The organism is Streptococcus chenjunshii (assembly GCF_003086355.1).
Classification (GTDB): domain Bacteria; phylum Bacillota; class Bacilli; order Lactobacillales; family Streptococcaceae; genus Streptococcus; species Streptococcus chenjunshii.
In genome coordinates, this window is sequence record NZ_CP031733.1 from 1,976,734 (window position 1) to 2,002,631 (window position 25,898).

Below are 25,898 nucleotides of genomic sequence, written 5' to 3' on the forward strand. Positions count from 1 at the left end.
CCCTCTATCATATCTTCATTGTATTCCGTCATTGCTATCTGCAGGTTCTCTTCATTAACATATTTTTTACCATTACTTTTCTCTTTCTAAAAAGTCTAATAAATCTGGTGAGCCTATAAAGTAAGCTGAGTGATAAGAACCATCATCATTTTCTATTAAATTAAAACTGATATATATATTTCTTTTTCCGTTTAATACCACTCTCACCATTAATCCTCCCATCGGATTGTATTCCAGACTGTCTCTGTCAATTTCAAAAGACTGAATAATCCCATTTTCTGTAAAGGCCTGAGCTTCCCTCTTTTTAATAAAATCCACATAAACCTTTCTGGCTTCCTCACTGGTCGCTATTTCAATCATTTTTTGTTTTTCTTGGTGCTGGTGCACAGCGAAACCTCCTATTCCTATACCGATAAGAGCTGCGATACTGAACAGTAGGCGCTTAACTTTCTTTTTCCTAGGCATTTATCTGCCTCCTTTAACAAAGATACAAAGGCCGTTAAAAATCCGTATAAAACAGGGAAGGACGAATAACGACCAGCATCGCAACGAGCTTCATCTTTTTCACTTGGATTTTAGGCCGTATTCAATTGACGCCTTTAGGTAAAACAACTTTTGTTATTACCTTACATTATAGCATAAACTGTTTTGTTTTAAAACACTGTGTCTGTTCTCCCGCACCAGTTTCATTGTCATTGATTTTGGAGACGAAGCCGACAGTGTCGCCATACTGAGTCTCAACGACTCGGCCAGCCTCTAACCCTTTATTATATTCCGTCATCGCTGTTTGAAGATTTTTCTCATTAACGTATTTCTTTTCTGCCATTAATTATTTTCCTCTAATAAATCATTAAGCTCGGGGGAATAAGTGTAGAATGCTGAATGGTAGCTTCCATCCCCATTATCTATTAAATTAAAATCAATATTTAAGCTCTGTTCTTCATTTAAAATAATTCTTACCATTAATCCACCCATCGGATTGTATTCTAAACTACTCTTATCAACCTCGTAAGATTGTATTATTCCTTTAGAAGTAAAAGCAGCTTGGTCTTTATTTTTTAGATATTCTTCATAAACCTTCCTAGCTTCCTTACTGGTCGCTATCTCAATCATTTTTTGCTTTTCGAGGTGCTGGTACACCGCTAAACTTCCTAATCCTATACTAATAAGGGCAACAATACTAAGCAGTATGCGCTTAACTTTCTTTTTCTTAGGCATCTATCTGCCTCCTTTAACAAAGATACAAAGGCCGTTAAAAGAGCAAAACAAAAATAGGAGACTGGACGAAGAGCCACAAAGCTCTAGGACAGGCTATCTTTTTTGCACAGCTCTTAGGCCGTGTTCAATTAGCAAAGATACAAAGGCCGTGTCAAATCCGTATAAATCAAGGAAGGACGGGCAATGACCAGCATCGCAGCGGACTTCACCATGTTTACTAGGATTTTAGACCATGTTCACTTTACGCTATCAGGTAAAGCAACTCCAATTATTGCCTTACATTATAGCATAAACTGTTTTGTTTTAAAACACTGTGTCTGCTCCCCAGTTCCATTTTCATCATCACAGGTTATCTCTAAAAAAAGAGTGAAGCAAAGTCGCTTTCTTACGAAACAGCGATTTGTCCACTCCTTTTTATGAACACCCGTTATCTATGCAGCAGCTAATTTTTTTAACTGTACAGTCTTTTTCTAACTGATTTCTATGGCGTCACAGTTTAAATAAAGCAGGTTAGTTGAGGCTCCAATTAGTTGCTGTCTAAAAATCCTTAGTATCCGGATCAGGTACAGGGGCCGCTCCTGCCAGATGTTTTATTGTTTCGGCATCTTCTTCGCTTAATTTAATATCTGCAAAATCAAGATTGGCTATGATACGTTCTTCATGCACCGATTTTGGCAGAGGCAGAAAACCTTCATAAAGCGACCAGGCCAGAGCCACTTGAGCAACTGTTTTTCCATATTTAGCCGCTAAAGCCTTCATTGTTTCATTCTGGAAAATATCCCCTTGTCCCAAAGGCCCCCAAGCTTCAATTACAATCTGGTGTTGACGGCAGTAATCAACCACTTCCTCTTGATAGCAGCCAGGTGCCAGGCGAATTTGATTGACAGCAGGACTGATCTTAGCCGTCTGGCTGAGCGCTTCTAAATGGTGGACAAGAAAATTGCTGACACCGATGGAGCGCACAAGCCCGATTTCCAAGGCTTCTTCCATATAGCGCCAAGCTTGGGCATTGCCTTCCTGCCAACGATCGCGAATGGCTTTAGGATTAGGCCAATGAATCAAATACAGATCAACATAATCCAGCTGCAGCCTTTCCAGAGAAGCCGCCAGAGCTGCTTTAGCTCCCTCGTAGCTGTGAGCATCATTCCACAATTTAGTGGTTACAAAGATATCTTCCCGGGGCAGGCCGCTGTCTTTAATCGCCCGTCCGACACTTTCTTCATTCCCATAAACAGCTGCCGTATCAATATGGCGGTAGCCTGCCTTGAGAGCGGCTAAAGTAGCTTGGTAAGCTTCCTCGCCGTCTGCTGCCTTGAAGGTCCCAAAACCAATAGCAGGAATAGTCACACCATTATTTAACTGATAATATTCTTTCATTTTCTTCTCCTTTAAAACAAGATACAAAGGCCGTGAAGAAATCCGTATGAAAATAGGGACTGACAAGTGATGCTTGCATCACGCTGGCAGGCATACTCACAGAAGCAGCCATACTCGTACGTCAGCTTGCGCCTCCTACGATTGCGTCTCTTTTTCACTAGGATTTTAGGCCGTGTTCAGTTCCATCAAGATACAAAGGCCGTGAAGAACGCAATGGGAAAATAGGAAAACTGACGAAGAAACTTTAGTTGCTAGGAAGTTTTGTACTCACAGAAGCAGCCACACTCGTACGTCAGCTTGCGCTTCCTACGATTTCGTCTCTTTTTCCCGCAGCGTTTAGGCCGTGTTCGTTTCGTTCTGGCTGGCTGTAAGTCTATTATAACCCTAAAAAAGATTTTATAAAAGTTCCAGCCTAGTTTTATCGCATTTTATCTGCTAAAATGGTTTTATTTTTTGGCCTTTCAGGTTATAATGAAACTAGCTATTTCAATTTAAATTAAAGGAAGCCAAATGAAAACTAATAAAAGCGAAGTCATTTTTTTGATTCTAAGTATCATTACTGTTGCTTTGACAGGAGGAATTTACCTTGTTTTCGGCAACAGCAGCCATACTAATCAGGCTAATTTCAGCAGCCAAAACCCACAGCAGACAGCTTTGCAAAAAGCTAAAAAACTGGTCAGCCGTTTAGAAGACAAACAAACACAGGAAGATTTAGATGCTGCTCAGGAAGCAGTAGATAAAGTCAAGGAAGCAGAAGAGCAGGAGACTCTGCAAAAACGGATTGAAGCCGTTACTGCTGAACTCAATGCTCAGGCGGAAGCGGAAAAGGCAGTAGCTGCAGCTGAAGCCAATCAAACCTTGGAAAATCTGCATGCAGCCCAAGATGCTGTGAATATCGTTTCTAATTCCTCCAGAAAAGCGGCCTTACAAAAACGGATTGAAGCTGTTTCTGCAGCGCTTGCAGCTGCCTTAGGCGGCTGAATTCTCATAATCTAAAAACACCGCACGACTTTCGTGCGGTGTTTTTTGGTGCCCGCTGAGGGTGTCCATTCCTAACCGGCCTGCTTTATGGAGCGGCTGTTTCATAACCGACTAGGATACCGCCTTCTTCAGCGTAAAAACTGCACAGTCCAGAGGCAGCCTGATATTGTATTTCAGCTTCTGGAAACCGGCTGCGGACTGCCTCACTTATCTGCCGGCAGATTTTTTCATTTCGAGCATGCGCAATCATAACCCGTCCGCCTTCATACCCAGATTTCAGCATTTCATCAAAAACGGCCTCTGCCGACTTCTTCTGACCGCGGGATTTCTGAAGAAGCTCCAATTTCCCTTCCTGACTGGCTCTGCCAACCATACGAATATTCAGAAAGCCGATAACCTTGCCGACTAGTTTACTCAGACGGCCATTTTTGACCAAATTATCTACCTTCGCCAGAACAAAAAGCAGTCTGGTTCTATCCTGATAGGCTGTGATACGCTCAACGACCTCCTCAAAAGAAAGACCTTGTGCAATTAAACGGTTCAGCTCTAAAACAATTAAGTCAATTTCTCCCCCAGCCGAAAGGGAATCAATAACATGAATCCTGGCCTTAGGATTCTGTTCCAAAAGCAGCTCTTTTGCCAGCCGGGCACTGTTCTGACTGCCTGAAAGAGATCCAGTGATAGTGATTGCAATAATGTTATCTGCTCCGGAATAAGCCTGCAGAAAGGCATCCGGACTGGGACAGGAAGAAGAGGCAGAACTTGGTGTGGCATACATTTTGGCCATCATATCCTCAATATCCAGTCCATCATCGTCTTTAAAGACTTCTGAGCCGATTTGGATGGTCAGCGGAACCCGTTCAAATTCCGTACCTGCGGCTAAATGATCAATTTTCTTAAGGTCACAGCCAGAATCGGCTACAATTTTCCAAGACATAAGCATGCTCCTTTTAACAAGATACAAAGGCCGTTAAGAACGCAAAGGAAAATAGGAGACTGACCGCTGAGTCATTAAAGACTCAAGGGAAGTCTATCTTTTTCCCGCAGCGTTTAGGCCGTGTTCAATTCAAACAAGATACAAAGGCCGTTTTATGAACGCAAAAGGAAAATAGGAGACTAACCGCTGAGTCATTAAAGACTCAAGGGAAGTCTATCTTTTTCCCGCAGCGTTTAGGCCGTGTTCAATTCAAACAAGATACAAAGGCCGTTTAAAAATCCGTATGAAAATAGGGGCTGACAAGTGATGCTTGCATCACGCTGGCAGGCATACTCACAGAAGCAGCCACACTCGTACGTCAGCTTGCGCCTCCTACGATTGCGTCTCTTTTTCACTAGGATTTTAGACCGTGTTCGATTGACTGATTTTTTAATCTTTATCTCTTTTTTGTTTGACAAAAAAAGTTCTTTCACATAAAATTATATCATCGATAGCCTTATAAAAAACAAAAATACTGTCAGCCGTAACAGTTAGAAAGGTTTTGTCATGACTGAACGTAAAATCTCAGCCAATTCTTTAAAAAATCTTAGTCAGTTTAATCAGGAAAATAAACATTTAACACGCGAAGCCATTGAAACTGCTCTTTTATTTTTTATGGAAACTAAAGAACTTTCTCAAATTACTGTATCCGAGCTGGTCAAAAAAGCCGGAGTTTCCCGCAATGCCTTTTACCGTAATTACAAATCTAAGGAAGATATCCTCAAAGGAATTCTAGGTCAAGTGGTACGCAGAGCAGCACGCGGTCTCAAAGCCTTTGATTTAAAAACTCAAGGCTATCATGTCTGGCTGTTCCTGCTGCGGGAAGCCAGAAAAGAAGCTCATATTTTAGGACTTATTTTTAAACAGGACTGTGAAGGTCTCTTAGGAGAGATTGTCATTAAACGCTTAAAAGGCTACCAGCGCTTCAAATCTACAGGGCCTAGTGCATCCTATACAAGCTCTTTTTGGAGCAGTGCTCTTATATCTGTTCTCAGACATTGGTTTGCTGACAATATGAGTATTGCAGAAGAGGAACTGGCTGCTATGAACCTGCCTTTTCTTCCTTAAAAACTGACCGTTTTCATTATAAAAACACCTTGCTTTTTCTGTGAGATTATCCGAACAGAAAAAGCAAGGTGTTTTATTAAAATCTGCTAAACTTCAGTCAAGAAAAAACATACTTATCAATAGCTCTGGCCACCCCCGCCTCATCATTGCTGACTGTCAGATAGCGGCTGTGTTCCTTAACCTGCTGACTGGCATTAGCCATTGCCACACTGACACCGGCAAATTTCAGCATTTCCAAATCATTTGCGGCATCTCCAATAGCCATAACCTCTCCGGCATTAAAGCCTAATTGGTTTGATAAAGCCTGAAGAGCCTTCCCCTTTGTCACTCCCTTAGGCATAGCTTCAAAAATGTCATTCTGGCTGCGCACGGCACTGAACAGCTGCCCAAGTTCCGTCTCCCTTATTTTTTGGAACCGATCCAGCTGTGCTTTTTCAGCCATATACATTGCCTGAAAAATAATTTCAGAATCTGACCTGACCTGATCTAAACTGGCAGCCCGAGCAGTCGTAAAAACTAACTCAGCATCAGCCTGCACAAGTTCTGGCACTTTTTTCCCGAGAGCATAATAGGTTCTCTCCCCGGTTAAAGTCAGGCAGACGTCCGGGCAGTCCAGAACAGCCTGCTCTAAAATCTCCAATTCTCGATAAGACAAAGCAGAATAATCAATCAAATCCCACTCTTTAGTGTTATAAACAGAACAGCCGTTATTCATGATAACGTATTCTTCTTCGGTCAGTTCCAGCTTATTAAAATAAGGCTGAACTCCTGATTTAGGCCGGCCGGTACACAAAACGATTTTGACACCTGCCTGAGCCGCTCTTTGAAGAGCAAGAATATTCTCAGCCGGCAGCTCCCTTGCCGAATTCAGCAAAGTCCCGTCCATATCAACTGCAATTAGTTTAATCATCCTATCTCCCTACATCAAGATACAAAGGCCGTTTAAAAATCCGTATGAAAATGGCGGTAAGCCAGAAATCTATGATTTCGTTGGCGCACCCCTGCCAAGATGACTAGAAGGGTGCGGTCGGCTGTCAAGACGGCAAAGCCTTCAGTCAGCTACGGCTAGATCTATTCTGGATTGTCACCGCGCTGAGACGGACTTCCTCTTTTTCACTAAGATTTTAGGCCGTGTTCAATTCCATCAAGATACAAAGGCCGTTTAAAAATCCGTATGAAAATAGGGGATGGCAAGTGATGCCTAAGCATCACGATGACAGCCATCTTTTTCACTAGGATTTTAGGCCGTGTTCAGTTCCATCAAGATACAAAGTTCATGAAAAGCTCATTGCAGGTTAATATTGAAGCTTTTTCCAGCCACAGCAGCCACTTCTCCAGTCTGCAATGCTTTTACGTGACTTGTATCCAAGTTATAACCACCTTTCGTATTATAGCATGCTTAAGGATAAAATAAAAGAAGCTGAAATGGTTTATCATTTTGCTGATGATTAAAATCGAAAGACAGCCTGCTCTCACTCTCTGTTTACACTAAATTGAACGCGGAATAACAATAATCACTGCTGTAATCAAAACTGACCACATAACAGCTGGTGGAAAGACTGTTAAACTCAGTAAAAGACCGATAATCTTAATTATTACGTCGATCTTACCGGCTCGGTCAAGGATATTAAAGCCATTGCTGGCTAAAGCTTCTTCGGATAGTTTTGACAGCTCCCGATACATCCAAACATTGCTTCCTGTAACGGCCAAAATAATCATACCGTAAAAGACCTGAGCGACTGAATTGTTAAAATCACTGGCAACAAGATTCGTAGCATAAGGAAAAAAGGAAGAGAAAAAGAGCAAAATCAAGGAATTCCACACCAGATTGTTATTGATTTTCTCAACACTGTCCCAAGATCGGTGGAGATTGACCCACATGGTCCCCAGCCAGAAAAAAGAAATAGTATAGGCAAAAAAATTCATGCGTAAATCCCATAAACCTTGCCAAGTCAACTCTTCTGGACGCTCCAGTTCTAAAACCAGAATAGTCATGATGATAGCTAAAACAGCATCTGTAAAAGCCACTAAACGCTCTTTTGATAAAGTCACAATGCACACTCCTTTGATTTTCTTTCTATTTTAACCAGATCTAAACAGTTAGTCAAACAGCAAAGGAATGCTTTATTTCCATAACCACATACTATATTTACTGTTCTTTTTAAATATTTTTGGCAAAAAATGGAAGAATGACCGCCACAGCCTCGTCTACAAATGGGTAAAGGTCATAGAGATCATAGTGGCCAGCTTCCGGAATAACCGCCCATTCTTTAACTTCGCTTTGGGCCGCATCAAAAAGTTCATACTAAAAGCACCTAAGAACTATCTTAGATGCTTTTTACAGAACAGCTTTTCAAGCTGTTCTTCCTCCCTTGCTTGTAGCAATATCCAGTTCTCGAGTTTTTCAGCCAGCAGGAAAAAGAAAGAAAATAGCTGTTCTTAAGAAAGGGTATCGGAAATAGGAAAAAAATAGAAAAACGTAAAATTGAATTGCTGGCTGTTGCTTCTCCTTTTAAGCTATAAGAGACTTCATCTATTGAAAAATATTGGAGAGAATCATGGCTATTCAAGCTGCAGTCTGTCCGAATCTATTATCTGACAAAAACAGACTGTTTTGCTTGGAATGGTGGTCCTTACTGTTGCAAAAGCAATTTTAAGAAGAACTGGATATTGCAGCAAAGGAAGAAGGCTTGAAAAATTTATTTTTTCCGTCTTTTTACCGCCAGCTCGAAGGCTGTAAGTAAAGAAACTTCTCCTAAAAGAATTGATCCTACTGTTGATATGTCTCCCGTTTGAGGCAACTGTCTGGCAGCATAGCTTACCGACGGAAAACCTTCGGCTTGTTTAATACTATGTGGCTCGTTCACCACCAGAACAGTCCTAGGTTCAGGCAATCGGTCAACTGTTTGTTGAAGAGGAACTAGTTGATTTTCCTATAATTACTGTCTATTCAATGAACAGCTAATTACCGTATTTAACCCGGCTGATAACCAACAACAAGGATAGCAAGATAGTTTTATTGACCTTAAAAAAGCTATCTTACGGAGTCTTAGTCTGGTTTTTATAGTGTAGCTGATTTTGAGAGTGTTTTCATAAATTACTAATTTATTAGCTGCTCTTTAAAAACAATTATAAGCACAATCGGAATTTATTCAATCACTCGCTTTTGAGCTATTTCTTTGTACCAATAGGCACTTTTTTTAGGATAACGCTGCTGACTTTCAAAATCGACATAAAAGAGACCGTAGCGTTTTTCATAACCGTTTGACCAAGAAAAGACATCCATCAAAGACCAGATGAAATAGCCTTTAACATTGGCTCCGTCGGCGATAGCATCCGCAATAGCTGCTAAGTGCTGCTTAACATAGTCAATCCGGGCATCATCGTAGACTGTGCCATTGACAAAGTCGTCTTTATAGCCTAAGCCGTTTTCCGTAATATATATTTTTTTATAATTAGGATAGTCTTTCTTAATCCGCATAATCTGATCGTACAGCCCCTGCGGATAAATCAACCAGTCCCAGTCAGTCCGCGGAATATCAACATCAAATTCCCGACGACCGACACCTTTGATTTGGTATTTTGATCCCCCTTTATCTCCGGTAGCATTGTGAGTAATTTCAGTTTCACCATCAAAGGCCCGCATCCAGTCGCTCATGTAATAATTAATGCCAAGGAAATCATTGAGGTCCTTAGCCGCCTTGAGCGCTGCAAAATCTTCATCGCGCAGGTCCAGCTGACCGCCGTTAACGGACAAAATATGCAGGACCCCTTCTATGGTTTTCTTAGAATAATCCCCTAAATAAGTTGCATCCAAGATAAATTTATTATGGATAATATCCTCGAGCTCTGCTGCTCTGACATCATCAGGATTTTCTGGATTGTAAGGGTATTTTGTCGGCAAAGCATGAACAACTCCGATTTCACCAGAGTATCCCTTATCCTTAAACAGTTTGACAGCGCGGGCATGGGCCACCATCATGTTGTGATGCGACTGAAACAGTTTAGCGAAATCGTATTTAACCCCTGGAGGAAATTTCCCCACAAGATACTGTCCATCACCGATCGGACCGATTTCATTAAAGGTGGTCCAGTAGTTTACTTCCGGGAACTCCTCAAAACAAAAGGCCGCATAATTAACAAAATGATCAATATTTTCCCTGTTCAGAAAGTCCCCCTTTGTATGCAGAGTTTCTGGTGTATCAAAATGATGCAGGGTGACGAAAGGCTCAACATGACGCTTATGGCATTCTGCAAAAAGCCTATGGTAAAACTCCACTCCCTTTGGATTAACTTCTCCAAAACCGGTTGGAAAAATACGTGACCAGGCAATGGAAATTCTAATGCCATTGACACCGAACTCCTCTGCCAATTGTAAATCAAGAGGGTACTTATGATAGAAATCACTAGCTGGTTCTGCTGTATACCAGTAATTGTCTTCCAAAAAAGTATCCCAAGCCACACGTCCCTTGCCGTCCTCATGGGTTGCCCCTTCGGCCTGATAAGCTGCCGTAGCTCCCCCAAATATAAAGTCTTCTGGTAATCTTTTCATTTGGCATACCTTCAATCTATTGCTTACTTGAACTGTTCTTCAACAAAAGCAAGTGCTCCCTGACCGTCACGGGTCAAGCTGATATACTGTGCCCCTTCTGTTTTAGCTAATTTAATGCCGAGTTTATCTGTTTCAAGTTTCATATCTTCATAGTTGGATGCTACCTGGGGCGCTAAAATAACCAGCTGATATTCCGGCAGAATCTCCCGGTGAGCACCGTAACTGCCAGCTGCTGCCTTGAGTGAAACCTTATGCTCAGCTGCCGCTTTATTCAGGGCATTGGCCAGCAAACCGCTGGTACCTCCGCCTGCGCATAAAACCAGAACATTGGTTGGCTCTTTGGTAAGGCTGTCGCCTTCATCTTCGCCAACACCAGCTTTTTCCAGCATGTTGTCTGCTTTCTGCGTGTCAAAATTAGCAGCAACCTTTTCTTTAAGCTGAGCAGATGCATCTGTTCCCGCTGCTTCTTCGGCCAAAATTTCTTCATCATAAACCTTGACAAAAGGATAGTAGATAATCACATCCACTACAATAAGCAAAGCGGCCAGCAGGAAAGACAGGGCAGAAAAGCCTGTCCCCATAACAATCCCTAAAGGACCGGGAGTTGTCCAGGGAAGATTAGCAAAGAAACTGTTCATGCTAAGCGTGTCAACAAAGAATTTAAAAATCCAGACATTGACAATTGGAGCGGCGATGAAGGGAATAAAGAAGACAGGATTAAGAACAATCGGTGCGCCAAATAAAATCGGCTCGTTTACACCAAAGAAGGTTGGTACAACAGATGCACGTCCGATAGCCCGGTTGCGTTTGGATTTACAAAGCCACATGAACATAAAAGGAACAACTAGGGTTGCCCCAGTGCCACCCATGGTGACAATAAACATCTGGGTACCGGAGGTGATAACCTTGTCAGCATGTTGTCCAGCCTGTACCAGCTGCATGTTGAGCTCTACATTAGAATAAGTAATGGCCGCAATAGCTGGTTCAACAATAGATGGGCCGTGAATCCCGACAAACCAGAACAGCGCATAGGCCCCAAAGATCAGCGTAATGCCTAAATAGCCGTCCGCTGCTGAAAACAGAGGAGCCAGCAGCGTACCGATGGATTCAGCCACATTGACACCGACTGTTTGCTGAACAAGGAGCTGGATGCCATAAAGAATAATGATTGAAAAAGCGAAAGGGAAAATATCTTTAAAAACCTGAGAGATATTAGGCGGAACTTCGCTTGGCATCGGGATAGTCACATTATTTTTGACACAAAAACGGTAGACATTAACTGTAATAAAAGCGGCAATAAAAGCGGTCAGCAGTCCCTTGGTTCCCATGAAAGAGCTCAAGAAGCCGCCTTCTTTTGCCGGGTCAGCTGCCATAAGCAAAAATCCAGCCATAGAGGCTAACATTGTCGATAAATAATTAATCTGGTTGGTGGACTCTAATGTGCGGTTGACCGAATCCGTCAATGATTTAGCTGTTGTCCCCGCAGCTAAAAAGCCGATAATCCCCATAGTATAATTATATGGAGTCATCAAAAGTGTTTCTATACCCGAGGACCAAGTAAAGCCAAAGATATTAGGAACATAGGCAATCAGCAGAAAGATACTGGAAAACAGAATAACAGGCATCGCCGAGATAAACCCATCACGAATAGCACGTAAATAAATATTGCGCGAGATTTTTTCAAAAAACGGCTTCCCTTTTTCAATTTGAGCAATTAAAACATTCATGATTAGCTCCCTCTTTTATATAATTCAATTAAATGTTTCATTAAATCTTTAAGCAGGACAGTTGTCATCAAATGATCCTGACCATGCATTAACGTTACACTGAGTTCGATGTCATCCCCTTGTGCTTCCTTAGTCAGAAGCTCCGTCTGCGCTTTATGAGCATCCACAATACATTGATTTGCCTCATCAATCAAAGCTTCTGCTGCTGCAAACTCCTTGTTTTCGGCTTTTGCCAGTGCTTCCAGAAGTTTGGAACGGGCATCGCCTGCATAAGCTACAATTTCAAATCCTAATAGGGTTGTTTCTTCTCTGTTCATTGTCTTTCCTCCTCAGCTTTAACGTTTGTCTGTCCAAGGTGTCGCCGTTTGAGCAAGAACTTCATTGAGTGCATCAATATGTTTAAAGCCTTCTGTGCGCAGCCATTCCCGTGCTGCCGCTGCTCCTTTTTCAATATAGACCGGAACAGACCCAGCCCAAGTTGCCCGGCCGCAAAGAACACCGCTGAATCGAGAACCGGCTTGATGAGCAAAAATCAGCGTCTCTTGGAAAAGTTTGCTGCTGACACCAGCACTGAGATAAATATAAGGCAGATGAGTGGCTGCATCCTGTTCTCTGAAGAAAGCCGCTGCCTGTTCTTGACTGTAAACGGCCTCTCCATCTGCAAAGCCCTCAACATAAGCCATATTGACAGGCACCTCAACCTTAAGAACATCAACATTGAATCGGTCTTCGGAAAAAACTTTCATCGCCTCAATCACTTTTTTCGGTTTAAGCTTAGCAAACTCTGCACTGCTGCTGTCAGCTACCTTTTCGTCATAGGTCAGAATTTCAAGGAAAAAGGGAATGTCCTCTGCTATACATTCTGAACCGATTCGCTCAATATAAGCTTGCTTTTGCAGGTTAACATCCCTGTCACCGTCAGCATCATAATAAAGCAGAAATTTCACAGCATCTGCACCAGCCTCTTTTAGCCGCTTGGCCGACCATTCACTGAGGCAGTCCGGCAGACGGCTGGTTGTCGTTGCATCATAACCGGTTTTCTCATAAGCAAGCAGGAGACCCGACTGTTTATCGCGGAGCTGACTGGCTGGAAGACCGTACTCTGGATCCAAAAGGATAGAAGAAGCATAAGGCGTCAGCTCTGCCGAAACCAAAGATTTTAATTCTTCCATTTGCTCTCTCTGCGGCGTTCCCTCCTGGTACTGCGCCATCATCTTACGCAAAGCGCCGCGCTGATCAAAGGCCAAGGCGGAAATAATACCCTTGCGGCTGAGTTTGTCCAAAAAACGTCTTTTTTCTTCTGTTAATCCCATTTTTACACCTCTTCTACATGAACTTGTTTAAATAATTTATCATAATCAGCCAGATTAACATGGCCTGTCACTTTTTCCTGCGCATTCAGCATCCCTAAAACATTAGCTCTTTTTAACAACTCGGCATCAGAAAGTCCATGCAGTAAAGCAGAGGCAATTCCCGCCACCGTTGCATCACCTGAGCCTACCGGATTAACAGCTTCAATTTTAGGAATTTTAACACGGTAAAAGGTGTGACCATGCTTGGCAAAAGCACCGGAAGAACCTAAAGAAACAATTACCCAACTAATCCCTTCAAAAATAGGATGGCACAGCAGTTTTTTTAAAACCTGACTGTCAGCCGTAACAGGTTGGCTGACAAGCTGACTTAATTCTTCAAGATTGGGTTTGATGACATAAGGTTTGTCTGCACTTTTTAAAACTTCTGTCAGAGCGGCTCCTGAGCAGTCTAAGACAGCTTTCTTTTGATAGCCATTAACCAAGCGCACCAGTTTCACATAATAGTCCGAATCGATTCCTTCAGGCAGACTCCCTGAAATTGTGATCACATCAAAGGGCCGACACAGACGGTTAAAGTGCTGGAGAAAACTTTCTGCTTCACCGGATTTGATGACTGGACCGCTTTCTAAAATTTCTGTTTGCAGACCTTCATGCAAAATAGCAATACAGTTTCTGGTTTCTCCTTGAATAGGGAAAAAATGGTGATGGATGTCTGCCTGAGTCAGTTTTTCTTGTAAAAATAATCCGGGCTTCCCGCCGATTAAACCGGTCGCCATAACATCTTCACCGAGCTCCGACAATATCCGGGTAACATTCAGTCCCTTACCTCCCGGTGTTTTAGTAACATCATCCGCTCGATTAACTGTATCAAGGACAAATTCTGTCAATGAATAAGAAATATCAACAGCAGGATTCATTGTTACTGTGAGAACCATTTCTCTCCTTTCTTTTTCAGTCATGATAATCACCACGATTCCATTTTTCTAAAAATTCATCAAAAAAGTGAGGATTTTGCTGCTCTACATTGAGACTTTCTACCTGAGTAATTTTTTCAATCAGTTTTTTATTTTCCGGACTTTCTCTATATTCTGCTTCAATAAAAGCACTGATAATATCACACATTAAAAGCTCTCCAGTAATTTTCCCGCCAAAACCAATAACATTGGCATTTAGCTCCTCTTTAGCATAGAGGGCTGTTGTCATATCGCGAACTAAGGCAGCCCGAACACCGGGAACCTTATTAACGGCATTAGTGATACCGACACCGGTTCCGCAGATACAAATACCTAAATCCGCTTCTCCGTTCACCACTGCCTCCCCCACTTTTTTACCGAAAATCGGATAGTGAGTGCGTGTGTGGTCATAAGTTCCGCAGTCAAGTACTTCGTAACCTTTCGATTTCAAAAAATCTGAGACTGCTATCTTTTCATCCGTTACAATATGGTCACATCCAAGGGCAATTTTCATTTCTTTTTCCTCTTTCTAGCACTAACACATTTTATTCAGCATATCTACACGGATTTGGTGGCGGCCGCCATCATAGCTGCCTCCTGCAAAAGATGAAGCAATATTTTTAGCCAGCTGATCTCCAACAATCTCTGCACCTATTGTAATCATCCGAGCATTATTATGACCGCGTGTCATATAGGCCGAACGCTCATCAGAAACTTCAGCGGCAATCATGCCTTTCAGTTTTGTAGCTACCATAAAACTGCCGGCACCATAAGCATCTACCATGATTCCAAGATTGTCTGAATCTTTGTTCAGCTGAGCTGCTACAGCCAGCGTATTATCAATAAAATCCTTTTTCTCATCGCTGACATCAGTCACTTCATAGCCTTCTGCCAAAAGATGCGTTCTCAGCACATCCTTAAGTCTCTTTCCCTGCGCATCTGCTCCAATAATAATTGTCATACTAAGCCTCCTTTTACCGTTGTAAGTATCCAAAGAGATAGAAAATGTTCGATTTTGTTTATTTTCCTTTTTAATAATAACACAAAAAGAAACATATGTCAACACTTTTTGTTTATTAAAAAACATAAGCTCATTTTATTTTAATTCAATCTCGAAAATGTTCTTCTGCTATTCAATGTTTTAGCGAATCCTCTCATTTTACATTGTTTGATTTTGTTTGTCTTTTCTTGAAAAAAATATTGTTTTATGATATATTAAGGTGATAATCAGAAATGAAATCAGGTAAAAATATGTTAAAGAATGAGAGACTGCAGCGCATTGTTGATAAAGTCAACCAAGAAGGGGTTGTCACTGTCAATGATATTATCCAAGAACTTGAAGTTTCTGATATGACTGTCAGGCGAGATCTGGATAAGCTGGAAAAAGAGGGACTCCTCAGTAGGATACACGGTGGTGCCCAAAGTATAACCCTTCTGCAAAAACAAGAAAAATCCAACAGTGAAAAACAAGCTGTTCAAATTAAAGAAAAGCAGGAAATTGCCAAATTAGCAGCAGACCTTATTAATGACGGAGAAACAATTTTTATCGGTCCGGGAACAACATTGGAGTTTCTTGCTCAAGAGTTAATCAACAAAAAAATTCGTATTGTCACCAACAGTCTGCCCGTTTTTTCCGCCTTATCCCGTAGCACAACTGTCGATCTGCTCTTGATAGGCGGTGAATATCGATCCATCACAGGCGCTTTTACAGGTTCACTGACCCAAAGTAATATCGGGTCACTGAAATTTGCCAAAGCTTTTATCAGCTGCAACGGCATTTATAATAACGATATTGCAACCTACAGCGAAACTGAAGGAAATATTCAGAAGCTGGCCTTTGAAAACTCTATCGAAAAGTTTCTTTTGGCTGACAGCCAAAAGTTCAACGTTTATGATTTTTGTGTTTTCTACCATCTGTCAGATCTTACCGCACTGATTACTGATTCAGGGATTAGTAAGGGGAATTTGAAAAAATACGGAAAACTGACACGTATCTTCACAGCAAAATCAAAATCGTAAGACTGGAACTTTCTACAGCAATAACACTTAAGAGTGGAGCAAACGAATATAATTGCTGGGCAATCATCTGCTGAATCACTCCGGACAGTTGGATCCGGATAGGCGCTATTATTATTTTAGCTCTTAAACAGTCCAGTGAACGATTTAGGCGGGGGTCTGAAGATTAAACCGCGTTCAGATAAGGACTTCCAAGCACAGAAAAACTGCAATAACAAAGAAGCTGAGACTCTTTAGTCTCAGCTTCTTTATTATGTAAACATTAAAATGTTATAAGCAAACCATAAGTTATCTCTCGTTTTTTGTAGTATAATTAAAGTGTAAACCCTTTCATGTTTCGTTCATGAACTGAACACGGCCTAAACGCTGTGAGAAAAAGACAGTCCTCCCTTGAGTCTTTAGTGACTCGGCGGTCAGACTCCTATTTTCTCTTTGCGTTCTTCACGGCCTTGGTATCTTAATAAGGAGGTAATATAATGGCACTTTATGGTAAGCATAATCAAGAAAAACATGATGTCCTCAATCCTATTTTTGGATCTGTCAGTGAGGATCAGGATTTGCCAAAATATAGGTTAAATCAAACTCCTGTTGAACCGAGAATTGCTTATCAGGTTATTAAGGATCAGCTGCTTGATGAAGGCAATGCCCGTCTGAATTTGGCAACATTCTGCCAAACCTACATGGAACCGGAAGCAACCCAGCTGATGAGTGAAACATTGGAAAAAAATGCTATTGATAAATCAGAATATCCGAGAACAGCAGAAATTGAAAACCGCTGTGTTAACATGATTGCTGATTTATGGCAGGCTCAGCCCGACGAAGCTTTTCTGGGAACATCAACAGTCGGCTCCTCCGAGGCCTGTATGCTGGGCGGATTGGCTATGAAATTTGCTTGGCGCAAACGGGCGGAAAAACTGGGGCTGGATACTAAGGCGCAAAAACCTAATTTGGTCATTTCAACAGGCTATCAGGTATGCTGGGAAAAATTCTGTACTTATTGGGATATCGAACTGCGGACAGTTCCTATGGACGAGAAACATCAGTCACTAAATCTGGAAACTGTCATGGACTATGTCGACCGCTATACAATCGGTATTGTCGGTATCATGGGAATTACCTACACCGGTCGCTATGATGATATCAAACGGCTGAATGATCTTGTAGAGGACTACAACAGCCAAACTGATTTCAAGGTCTATATTCATGTTGATGCAGCTTCCGGCGGACTGTACGTTCCCTTTATGGAACCGGAAATCGCTTGGGATTTTCGGCTGAAGAATGTTGTCTCCATCAACACTTCCGGCCATAAATACGGTCTTGTCTATCCGGGAATAGGATGGATTTTATGGCGTGATAAGGCTTTTCTGCCGGAAGAATTGATTTTTAGGGTGAGCTACCTGGGCGGAGAAATTCCAACTATGGCCATCAATTTTTCCCGCAGTGCCGCTCAAATCATTGGACAATACTACAATTTTATCCGCTACGGCTATGAAGGCTATCGCGCAATCCACCAGCGGACTCATGACGTTGCCCTCTATCTAGCAAAAGAAATTAGGGCTCTGAACCGTTTTGATATTGTTAATGACGGCTCACACCTGCCTATTATCTGCTATAAGCAAAAAGAATCCGGGGATCAGGAATGGACCCTTTACGACTTAGCAGACCGCCTGGCAATGAAGGGCTGGCAAGTCCCTGCCTACCCTCTGCCTGCTGATTTGGATAACATAGAAGTCCAGAGGCTGGTTGTCCGTGCCGATTTTGGTATGGGTATGGCGCATGACTATATAGAAGATATGAAGGCAGCCATTGCTGAACTTGATCAGGCTCATATCCTCTTTCATGAGAAAAAAGAAATCAAAAATTACGGCTTCACGCACTGACCAGCACGACCGCAGGATGTGTTCAATTCATTAAAATAACAAAAAAGAGTCAGGCCAATGTACTGTTCCCAAAAAGTTAGATATAAAATCTAGCGATTGGGGTGCAGTTCACCTAAGCCTGACTCTTTTTGCTGCTCAAAGGCTAGTCATTAGATATCTTAGAGCTCTTTGCCTAAGGCAAAATGACTGCCTTTAAGAGCCTGTTTCAAAGCAAATTTAAACGGACGGCCTGTGATGGTGGCCTGTTTTTTCTCTAAGTCAACATGAACATCGGTAACTCCGCGGACTGCACTTAATTTTTCTGTCACAGTCTGAGCACAGCCTTGACATTTCATCCCTTTTATTTCATATCTTTTTTCCATAAGTATCCTCTTTTCTGTAAGGTAAACTGTTAAACTTTCTTTTAGTCTATTCTTTTTAGGCGCAGGGCGTTTAAAACAACCGAGACTGAACTGAAGCCCATAGCTAGGCCGGCAATCATTGGATTGAGCAGGGGGCCGCCAAACAGATAGAGCACCCCCATAGCAACTGGAATAGCAAGGATATTGTAAATAAAAGCCCAGAATAGATTTTCCTTAATAATTTTAAGGGTCAGACGGCTGATTGTCAGACTTTTAAAAACATCAGTCAGTTCAGGATGCATCAGGATAATGTCAGCTGATTCAATGGCAATATCCGTTCCCGAACCCATAGCGAGCCCGACATCAGCCTTAGCAAGGGCAGGTGCGTCATTAATACCGTCACCGACCATAGCCACCAGCCGTTTTTGGTCTTGCAGTTTTCCAATTTCCAGTGCTTTTTGATCAGGCAGAACCTCGCTGACCACCTCCTCTATACCAACCTGTTTAGCGATGGCTTGTGCTGTTCTGTGATTATCGCCAGTCAGCATTACAACAGAAATGCCAGCCCGCCGTAAATCGGCAACAGTCTGCCGGCTGTCTGCCTTAACCGGATCGGCAATGGTAATTAGACCTGTAAGCTGCTTATTTTGGGCTACATAAACAGGTGTCTGCCCTTTTTCAGTTGCTTTGGCTACTGTTTCTGCTGCTGCAGCTAAATCGATTCCTTCTTGCTGCATCAATTTATGATTGCCGATATAGACGGTTTCCCCTTTGATATCAGCTTGCAGCCCCAGCCCTGTTAAAGCCGTAAAGTTGGTTACAGAGAGTAAGTCGATTTCTTCCGCTTCAGCTTTGGCGACAATCGCCTGACTTAAAGGGTGTTCAGATAAGCTTTCAATCGAAGCTGCCTGTCTCAGCAAATCTTTTTCATCTGTTTGATAGGTAACAATCTCAGCAACTTTCGGTTTTCCTTCGGTAATGGTCCCGGTTTTGTCAAAAACAATAGTATCAACTTGGTGAAATTTCTCAAGAATATCTCCCCGTTTATAGAGAATACCGTTTTCAGCCGCCCGGCCTGTACCGACCATAATAGCCGTCGGCGTCGCAAGACCAAGTGCACAAGGACAGGCAATAACAAGAACTGCAACAGAAGTCTGCAAAGCAAAGACAAAACTTTCACCCATGATAAAATACCAGAAAAAACCGGTTAATAAAGCCAGACCCATGACAATCGGTACAAAAAATCCAGATACCCGATCGGCAGTCTTCGCGATAGGAGCCTTTGTTTGCTGGGCCTCTTCAACTAAATTGATAATCTGTGCTAACAGTGTATCATCGCCAACCTTCTCTGCTTGTATCGTCAAGGCCCCCTGTCCGTTAATCGTTGCACCATAAACTGGATCATTTACTTGTTTTTCTGCAGGGATGCTTTCACCTGTCAGCATGGATTCATCAACAGATGAATGACCGGCAATAACAAGACCGTCAACAGGAATTTTCTCCCCAGGTTTGACCAGCAACGTATCGGAAAGGCTAACTTCTTCAACCGGCAACATCATTTCCTGCCCATCACGAATAACTCTGGCTTCTTTAGCTGATAGCGTCAGCAAACGTTCAATCGCTTCTGACGTGCGCCCTTTTGAGCGTGTTTCAAAATATTTACCCAATGTAATCAAGGTTAAAATAACAGCTACAGACTCAAAGTAAAGTTCATGAACATGGTGCGCATGTCCTAGAGCAAGGTGATAAAGGCTATACAGACTGTATATAAAAGCTGCAGCTGTCGCTAAGGCTACCAATGAATCCATATTAGGATGCCTTTGCCAGAGGGCACGAAAACCATTACGGTAAAAGCGGCGGCCAAAATACATGACCGGCAACGTCAGTAAAAGCTGCAGCACTGCAAAAACCAAGGGATGGCCATCAGGTCTGATAATACCCGGTAGCCACAGCCCCATCATGCTGCCCATTGAAATATAGAGAAGAGGTAAGCTAAAGACAGCTGATAGTGAAAACTGCTTACGCATTTTTTGGCTACTTTCATCCTGACGCTCCGCTTGGCTTTTAGCCTGCGACGGATCATACAGACTGGCACTGTAACCGCTGGCCGCTACTGTTTTTGCAATATCGGCAGCAGAGAGTTTCTGCGAATCATAGGTAACTTTCATTTTTTCAGTCGCCAGATTCACAACTGCTGTTTCAACATCAGCCATTTTTTGAACCGCCGTCTCGACGGTCAAGGCACAATTTGCACAAGTCATGCCATCAATAAGAAAAGTATCTTCCTGCATTAGAAAACCTCCGTATTTTCTTTACAGCGGCATTGACCTTGTATACAATGACAAGGAATCTCAGCAACTGCTTCAGCTCTTTTTCGAGCCAGTAATGCCTGCAAACGCTCAATGTCATCCAAAGTCATCGGACTGGCATCTAAAAGATGCTCAATTAGGGCAGGGTAACGGCGCTGACAGAATTTGTCCAAAAGTATGGCAGCCTGTTCACTCATGCTGGATTCTTCACTGATTAAAGCAGAATAAATAAATTGTTTTCCCTGCTTTTCAGCCTGCAGGCAGCCTTTACCCACTAGACGTTTGAGCAAGGTTTTGACGGTAGAAGAACTCCACTGCGTTTTTTGCCTCAAAGTTTCTAAAATTTCACCGCTTGTGGTCTGCCCTTTTGTCCAGACCACGCGCATAACTTCCCATTCTGCATTGGCAATTATCATAGAAAACCACCTTTATTCGTCTACGTTTGTCAACAATTATAAAAGATTCGTTGACATTTGTCAACCAAAACGCTCAGCATAAGGCAGTACGGACCAAACATGTCTCAGCCCCCTTTATGAGATACTTCCCTATGGTGGATAGTAACAAGAATTCACTAGAAATTGATAAAGGGCTTTCCCTATACCAAAAAACGTCCAAAAACAGGATATTTCAGATTCTGATGTTCTCAGATTTTGGATAAAACGATAGGGGAACCGCTCATTTACTCTATAGATAATTTTTTGCGGCTAGCGCTTTATTTTACATCAACTCAAGCAATATGTGCAGAGACCAACAAATTGAAGAATGAGGGGAGGCTTATGATCCGCTCCACTCTTATAAAATGTTTAAAACTCATTCCCATTCTATTTCTAACTGAGGCCATTTGTTTTGCCAGTCTTTTTTTAACAAACGCTCCTTATACAGACGAAGACGGTCAGCATTCTGAGCAAAATGCGGGGTGGGTCTAATCTTAAAAGTCAGGAGATCTTCTTCGCCATAGGGTAAAAAAAGACACAGTTGCTTATCCCTGTCCAGCCTAGCGCCGATTGCTGTGCATCTCTCTGGAAATTTTGCAATAGCATCAGTCGCACTTGTATAAGCTCCTGTATGGGGACTGTGGTAATGCATATAAACTTGGTTTTTCAGCTCCCAGTTATAAGCGGGGTAGAGTTCCTGCAAATGACGCTCCTTCTCTATTGTTTCTTCATAAGACATTTTTTCATCATAAAAAACCACATCAACATCTGTTTGCCCCAGTGAAAAAGCATCGTCCGACAGAGACTGCCAAATATAATTCCGCAGAGTTCCGGCACACAGCCAGGCATCCTGCAAATCCAAATCAGCTATTATTTCTAAAATCGTCATAATTCTGCTGTCCTTTTCAAGCAATTCTTTAACTGTCATATTCATTCTCCCTCCAAAAATCCTGGACATGACTTTTATATACACCATGCAGAACCAGAGCCACTGCCACTGAAAATTAAATACGGCCTAAGCTCTTTTCAGAGAGTTTAGGCCGTTGTATTATTTTTTATTTTCTAAATCGCGCAGCATCTGATCAATTTTATTTCCATAAGCAATCGACTCATCTTTAATAAAACGTAAATCAGGAATTTTATACATGGTCAGATTATGACCAAGCTCGCGCTTAATCGTTCCAGTTGCTTTTTCCAATCCCTTCTGAGCCTTTTGCTGATCAGAAGCTAAATCGCTCATAACAGTATAGTAAACCTTGGCCAGAGACAAATCTCCAAGCATCTGAACATCCGTTATTGTCACTGCTTTTACACGCGGATCACGAACTTTTTTCTGTAAAATGTCGTTGACCTCACGCTTAATCTCCATTCCTACACGATCAACACGGAATGAATTCGCCATACACTACTCCTCCAACAAGATACAAAGGCCGTTAAGAAATCCGTATGAAAATAGGGACTGACAAGTGATGCTTGGCATCACGCTGGCAGGCATACTCACAGAGCAGCCACACTCGTATGTCAGCCTGTGGCTTCCTACGATTGCGTCTCTTTTTCACTAGGATTTTAGACCGTGTTCAATTCCAACAAGATACAAAGCCCGTCAAAAGAGCAAAGCAAAAATGACGGTAAGTCCGAAATCTTCGATTTCGTAGACGCACCCCTGTCAAGATGACTAGAAGGGTGCGGCCGGCTGTTCAGACGACAAAGCCTTCAGCCAGCTACGGCGGGCGGTAAGCCAGAAATCTTCGATTTTACAGACGCACCCATGCTAGAACAACTAGGGAGCGGGACAGAACTTAGACTGTAAAGTTCCCTCCCTCTTCCCAATTTTCAAGTTCGGGCTAACATCATCCAACGGATGATGTCACTGCGCAGCTCTTCGCCATTTCCCTATTTATTGCAGCTTATCAGCTGATTAACGGGTGATTTCTTCCATAATGTAAGCTTCAATATTGTCATCGATTTTCAAATCATTGTAATTTTCGATCATTAAGCCACCTTCCTGCGCATTACCAACTTCTTTTACATCGTCTTTATAATGCTTCAGACTGGCTAATTGGCCATCAAAAACAACAACGCCATCGCGGATAACCCGGACACTTGAATCACGGGTAACCTTACCGCTGAGAACCATGAAACCGCCGATTGTTCCCACTTTGGATACTTTAAAGGTCTCACGAATAACGGCCTCTCCGATAACTTTTTCTTCATATTCCGGATCAAGCATCCCTTTCATGGCATCTTCAACTTCTTCTATAACTTTATAGATAATAGAATGCAGACGGATTTCTACTTCATCTGCTTCAGCCTGCTGACGGGCCTGCGGTGTCGGACGGACATTAAAGCCAATGATAACGGCATTGCTGGCTTCAGCCAACGTAACATCTGATTCGTTGATTGCTCCTACTGCTGAATGCACGACATTGACTTTAACACCTTCAACATCTATCTTGAGCAAAGAAGCTGCCAGAGCTTCTACAGATCCCTGAACATCTGCCTTAATGATGACATTAACCGATTTCACTTCGCCGGCTTTAAGGGTGTCAAAAAGATTTTCAAGGCTGACACGGTGTGTTGTTTGGCGCTGTTTAAGCAGAGCGCGTTTTGCCCGTTCTTCCCCAGCAGCCCGAGCCGCTTTCTCATCTTCATAGACGGCGAAATGGTCACCTGCCATAGGCGCTTCGTTCAAACCTGTAATAGATACCGGAGTTGAAGGCGGAGCTGCCTTCACACGGCGGCCTAAATCATTAGTCATAGCCCGAACACGGCCAAAGGTATTGCCGACAACAATCGGATCCTGCACATTGAGAGTTCCCTGCTGAACTAAAAGGGTAGCTACCGCACCTTTTCCTTTATCCAGACGGGCTTCGATAACCGTTCCTATAGCCCGTACAGTTGGATCAGCTTTAAGCTCTTGGATTTCAGCAACCAATAGAACCGTTTCCAGCAATTCATCAATATTTTTGCCAAATTTAGCCGAGATTTCCACAAATTCTGAATCTCCGCCCCATGCTGTTGATACAACACCATGTTCAGCCAATTCGCCGATAACACGTTCAGGGTTAGCATCTGGTTTGTCAATCTTATTGATGGCAACGATAATCGGAACATCTGCTGCTTTTGAATGGTTAATAGCTTCAATGGTCTGCGGCATGACACCGTCATCAGCTGCTACAATCAAAATCGTAATGTCAGTCACAGAGGCTCCGCGGGCACGCATACTAGTAAAAGCAGCGTGTCCTGGAGTATCAAGAAAAGTGATTTTCTTGCCTTCGGTCTCAATCTGATAAGCACCGATATGCTGCGTAATGCCCCCAGCTTCCCCTGTCACAACACGTGAATTGCGCAAAGTATCTAAGAGAGTTGTTTTCCCGTGGTCAACATGTCCCATAATTGTCACAACCGGAGCACGCTCAACCATCTCATCAGGATTGAGGTAATCCTCATCAACAAAGAAGCGGTCAATATCGGCTGTATCTACTTCGACTTTAGCTTTGGCTTCAATACCGTAATCAACCATCAGCAGTTCAATAGTATCACCATCCAGCGATTGATTTTGTGTGGCCATAACCCCCATCATAAAGAGTTTTTTGACAATTTCAGCAGGTTCACGCTTTATGCGCTTAGCAATTTCTGCAACGGTCATCCCTGCAGTATACTCAAATTCTTTCGGCAGTTCATGGAACTTACGTTCAGTAACAGGTTTTGGTGCCTGATTGCTGCGATTATTCCTGCCTTTTTTGTTTTTCTTATTGTTGTTCCAGTTGCTATTTCTTTGATTTCTCACGCGGTTTTGATTATTCCAGTTTTTCTTATTTTTCGTTTGTTTAGGTCCGTCTTCATTTTCATAAGCAAAATCACGGGATTTTTCCGGACGTGCCTGTTTTTTCCGACGGGTATCTGCAGCTTTAGGGGCAGCCGTAGCCAGAGGGGCAGTTTCCTGAAATCCCGGAACTGCGGGAATATCTGCAGGCTGTTGCGGCTGGGCTTCCTGAGCTTTTATTTTCGCTTGTTTGGCAGCCTCACGTTCACGTGCAGCTTTTGCCTTAGCTTCCTGTTCTTCACGGAAACGTGTCTCACTTTGACGGGAATATTCAGCATTTTGTTCTGCTTTTAAGGCTGCAGCACGGGCTTTAAAATCGATCCGCCCTTTATTTGATTGCGGCTGCTGATTTGGCTGGGAATTCCGGTCATTATTGCGGCGGTTATTCGAACGATGGCGGTTATCGCGGTTCCTGTTCTGCCAGTCACTGTTTTGCCGGCCTTCTTCAGATCTACGGCCGTCTTTTTGCTGATAAGCTTTGCGGTTCTTTTTTTGCTGCCGCTCCGCCTGACGGCGCTCAGCCTCAGCCTTGGCCCTAGCCTCACGTTCTGCTTTAAAATTACGGCTTTTCGGACGAATAACGGCTGGTTTTGCCACTGAACTTTCCGCCGCACCCGCAGGCTCCGAAGAAGGCTTAGAAGCTGCCGGTTTTGCTGCGGACTCTTCCTGCTTGGGAGCAGACGGAGCCGCTGTTTCAGTTTTAGAAACAGGCTGCTTTTCTTTCTCCGGTTTAGAAGCTTCTGTTTCTTTTGTTTTCGCAGCAAAACTCGCTATAATGCGGCCGGCATCCGCTTCTTCAACGGTAGAAGCATGGCTTTTCACGGCGTAACCGAGCGACTGCGCACGTTCAACAACCTCTTTGCTGCTTTTTCCAATTTCTTTTGCAATTTCGTGCAATCTTTTCTTTGACAATTGGTGTCCTCCTAT

Annotated in this window: 25 protein-coding genes; 4 read left to right on the top strand and 21 right to left on the bottom strand. The window is 42.7% G+C overall.

The window, feature by feature from the left end; genetic code table 11:
• Positions 1-72: 72 nt before the first annotated feature.
• From DDV21_RS09445 to DDV21_RS09460, 4 genes are all read right to left on the bottom strand, one after another.
• The gene (locus DDV21_RS09445) at positions 73-465 is read right to left on the bottom strand and encodes a DUF1310 family protein (protein WP_116879180.1); all 393 of its coding nucleotides are present in this window, start codon (positions 463-465) and stop codon (positions 73-75) included.
• Between the two features lie 166 nt (positions 466-631).
• Positions 632-826, bottom strand: a complete 195-nt coding sequence (locus DDV21_RS09450) for a hypothetical protein (RefSeq protein ID WP_117287794.1) — start codon at positions 824-826, stop codon at positions 632-634.
• Positions 826-1,218 carry a DUF1310 family protein gene (locus DDV21_RS09455; RefSeq protein ID WP_117287795.1) on the bottom strand — a complete coding sequence of 131 codons (393 nt, stop codon included), beginning with the start codon at positions 1,216-1,218 and terminating at the stop codon, positions 826-828. Before DDV21_RS09455 ends, DDV21_RS09450 begins: the two co-directional genes overlap by 1 nt.
• Positions 1,219-1,755: 537 nt before the next feature.
• Positions 1,756-2,595 (bottom strand): aldo/keto reductase, encoded by an 840-nt coding sequence (locus DDV21_RS09460; RefSeq protein WP_116878295.1) that lies wholly within the window; start codon positions 2,593-2,595, stop codon positions 1,756-1,758.
• A gap of 510 nt (positions 2,596-3,105) precedes the next feature.
• Between DDV21_RS09460 and DDV21_RS09465 the strand changes: the two genes are divergently transcribed.
• The gene (locus DDV21_RS09465) at positions 3,106-3,576 is read left to right on the top strand and encodes a peptidase (protein WP_116878296.1); all 471 of its coding nucleotides are present in this window, start codon (positions 3,106-3,108) and stop codon (positions 3,574-3,576) included.
• 85 nt (positions 3,577-3,661) lie between these two features.
• On the opposite strand, the gene DDV21_RS09470 is transcribed toward DDV21_RS09465, so the two are convergent.
• Positions 3,662-4,513, bottom strand: a complete 852-nt coding sequence (locus DDV21_RS09470; protein WP_116878297.1) for a DegV family protein — start codon at positions 4,511-4,513, stop codon at positions 3,662-3,664.
• Between the two features lie 546 nt (positions 4,514-5,059).
• Between DDV21_RS09470 and DDV21_RS09475 the strand changes: the two genes are divergently transcribed.
• Positions 5,060-5,620: a TetR/AcrR family transcriptional regulator gene (locus tag DDV21_RS09475; protein ID WP_116878298.1), complete on the top strand. Its 561-nt coding sequence runs from the start codon at positions 5,060-5,062 to the stop codon at positions 5,618-5,620.
• Between the two features lie 97 nt (positions 5,621-5,717).
• On the opposite strand, the gene DDV21_RS09480 is transcribed toward DDV21_RS09475, so the two are convergent.
• The 10 genes from DDV21_RS09480 to lacA all read right to left on the bottom strand — a co-directional run bounded on the left by DDV21_RS09480 (position 5,718) and on the right by lacA (position 15,126).
• The gene (locus DDV21_RS09480; protein WP_116878299.1) at positions 5,718-6,530 is read right to left on the bottom strand and encodes a Cof-type HAD-IIB family hydrolase; all 813 of its coding nucleotides are present in this window, start codon (positions 6,528-6,530) and stop codon (positions 5,718-5,720) included.
• 578 nt (positions 6,531-7,108) lie between these two features.
• Positions 7,109-7,615 (bottom strand): TMEM175 family protein, encoded by a 507-nt coding sequence (locus tag DDV21_RS09485; RefSeq protein WP_241964718.1) that lies wholly within the window; start codon positions 7,613-7,615, stop codon positions 7,109-7,111.
• 704 nt (positions 7,616-8,319) lie between these two features.
• On the bottom strand, positions 8,320-8,490 hold the full coding sequence (locus DDV21_RS12085) for an LPXTG cell wall anchor domain-containing protein (protein ID WP_162886308.1): 171 nt from the start codon (positions 8,488-8,490) through the stop codon (positions 8,320-8,322).
• Positions 8,491-8,768: 278 nt separating this feature from the next.
• A complete protein-coding gene (lacG, locus tag DDV21_RS09495; RefSeq protein ID WP_116878301.1) occupies positions 8,769-10,172 on the bottom strand; it encodes a 6-phospho-beta-galactosidase in 1,404 nt (467 codons plus the stop codon).
• 23 nt (positions 10,173-10,195) lie between these two features.
• Positions 10,196-11,899 (bottom strand): lactose-specific PTS transporter subunit EIIC, encoded by a 1,704-nt coding sequence (locus DDV21_RS09500; RefSeq protein WP_116878302.1) that lies wholly within the window; start codon positions 11,897-11,899, stop codon positions 10,196-10,198.
• Positions 11,900-11,901: 2 nt separating this feature from the next.
• Complete coding sequence (lacF, locus tag DDV21_RS09505) at positions 11,902-12,216, bottom strand: PTS lactose transporter subunit IIA (RefSeq protein ID WP_116878303.1); 315 nt, start codon at positions 12,214-12,216, stop codon at positions 11,902-11,904.
• A gap of 18 nt (positions 12,217-12,234) precedes the next feature.
• Positions 12,235-13,212, bottom strand: a complete 978-nt coding sequence (gene lacD, locus DDV21_RS09510) for a tagatose-bisphosphate aldolase (protein WP_116878304.1) — start codon at positions 13,210-13,212, stop codon at positions 12,235-12,237.
• Positions 13,213-13,214: 2 nt separating this feature from the next.
• Positions 13,215-14,147 carry a tagatose-6-phosphate kinase gene (locus DDV21_RS09515; RefSeq protein ID WP_116878305.1) on the bottom strand — a complete coding sequence of 311 codons (933 nt, stop codon included), beginning with the start codon at positions 14,145-14,147 and terminating at the stop codon, positions 13,215-13,217.
• Between the two features lie 16 nt (positions 14,148-14,163).
• On the bottom strand, positions 14,164-14,679 hold the full coding sequence (lacB, locus tag DDV21_RS09520) for a galactose-6-phosphate isomerase subunit LacB (RefSeq protein WP_116878306.1): 516 nt from the start codon (positions 14,677-14,679) through the stop codon (positions 14,164-14,166).
• Between the two features lie 21 nt (positions 14,680-14,700).
• On the bottom strand, positions 14,701-15,126 hold the full coding sequence (gene lacA, locus DDV21_RS09525) for a galactose-6-phosphate isomerase subunit LacA (protein ID WP_116878307.1): 426 nt from the start codon (positions 15,124-15,126) through the stop codon (positions 14,701-14,703).
• Positions 15,127-15,416: 290 nt separating this feature from the next.
• Here lacA and DDV21_RS09530 point away from each other — a divergent pair, with 290 nt between their 5' ends.
• Together DDV21_RS09530 and gad are read left to right on the top strand one after the other, a co-directional pair.
• Positions 15,417-16,184 (top strand): DeoR/GlpR family DNA-binding transcription regulator, encoded by a 768-nt coding sequence (locus DDV21_RS09530; protein WP_116878342.1) that lies wholly within the window; start codon positions 15,417-15,419, stop codon positions 16,182-16,184.
• 473 nt (positions 16,185-16,657) lie between these two features.
• Positions 16,658-18,061: a glutamate decarboxylase gene (gad, locus tag DDV21_RS09535; RefSeq protein WP_162886309.1), complete on the top strand. Its 1,404-nt coding sequence runs from the start codon at positions 16,658-16,660 to the stop codon at positions 18,059-18,061.
• Between the two features lie 158 nt (positions 18,062-18,219).
• Here the strand turns inward: gad and DDV21_RS09540 are convergent, their stop codons facing one another.
• The 6 genes from DDV21_RS09540 to infB form a co-directional block, all read right to left on the bottom strand.
• Positions 18,220-18,423, bottom strand: coding sequence for a heavy-metal-associated domain-containing protein (locus DDV21_RS09540; RefSeq protein WP_116878309.1), 204 nt, complete (start codon positions 18,421-18,423; stop codon positions 18,220-18,222).
• Between the two features lie 41 nt (positions 18,424-18,464).
• A complete protein-coding gene (locus DDV21_RS09545; RefSeq protein WP_116878310.1) occupies positions 18,465-20,693 on the bottom strand; it encodes a heavy metal translocating P-type ATPase in 2,229 nt (742 codons plus the stop codon).
• Positions 20,693-21,127, bottom strand: coding sequence for a CopY/TcrY family copper transport repressor (locus DDV21_RS09550; protein ID WP_116878311.1), 435 nt, complete (start codon positions 21,125-21,127; stop codon positions 20,693-20,695). The genes DDV21_RS09545 and DDV21_RS09550 overlap by 1 nt, the downstream gene beginning before the upstream one ends.
• 394 nt (positions 21,128-21,521) lie before the next feature.
• Complete coding sequence (locus tag DDV21_RS09555) at positions 21,522-22,073, bottom strand: nucleotidyltransferase family protein (RefSeq protein ID WP_116878312.1); 552 nt, start codon at positions 22,071-22,073, stop codon at positions 21,522-21,524.
• 120 nt (positions 22,074-22,193) lie between these two features.
• The gene (rbfA, locus tag DDV21_RS09560) at positions 22,194-22,547 is read right to left on the bottom strand and encodes a 30S ribosome-binding factor RbfA (RefSeq protein WP_116878313.1); all 354 of its coding nucleotides are present in this window, start codon (positions 22,545-22,547) and stop codon (positions 22,194-22,196) included.
• 516 nt (positions 22,548-23,063) lie between these two features.
• Positions 23,064-25,883, bottom strand: coding sequence for a translation initiation factor IF-2 (gene infB / locus DDV21_RS09565; RefSeq protein WP_116878314.1), 2,820 nt, complete (start codon positions 25,881-25,883; stop codon positions 23,064-23,066).
• Positions 25,884-25,898: the final 15 nt, after the last annotated feature.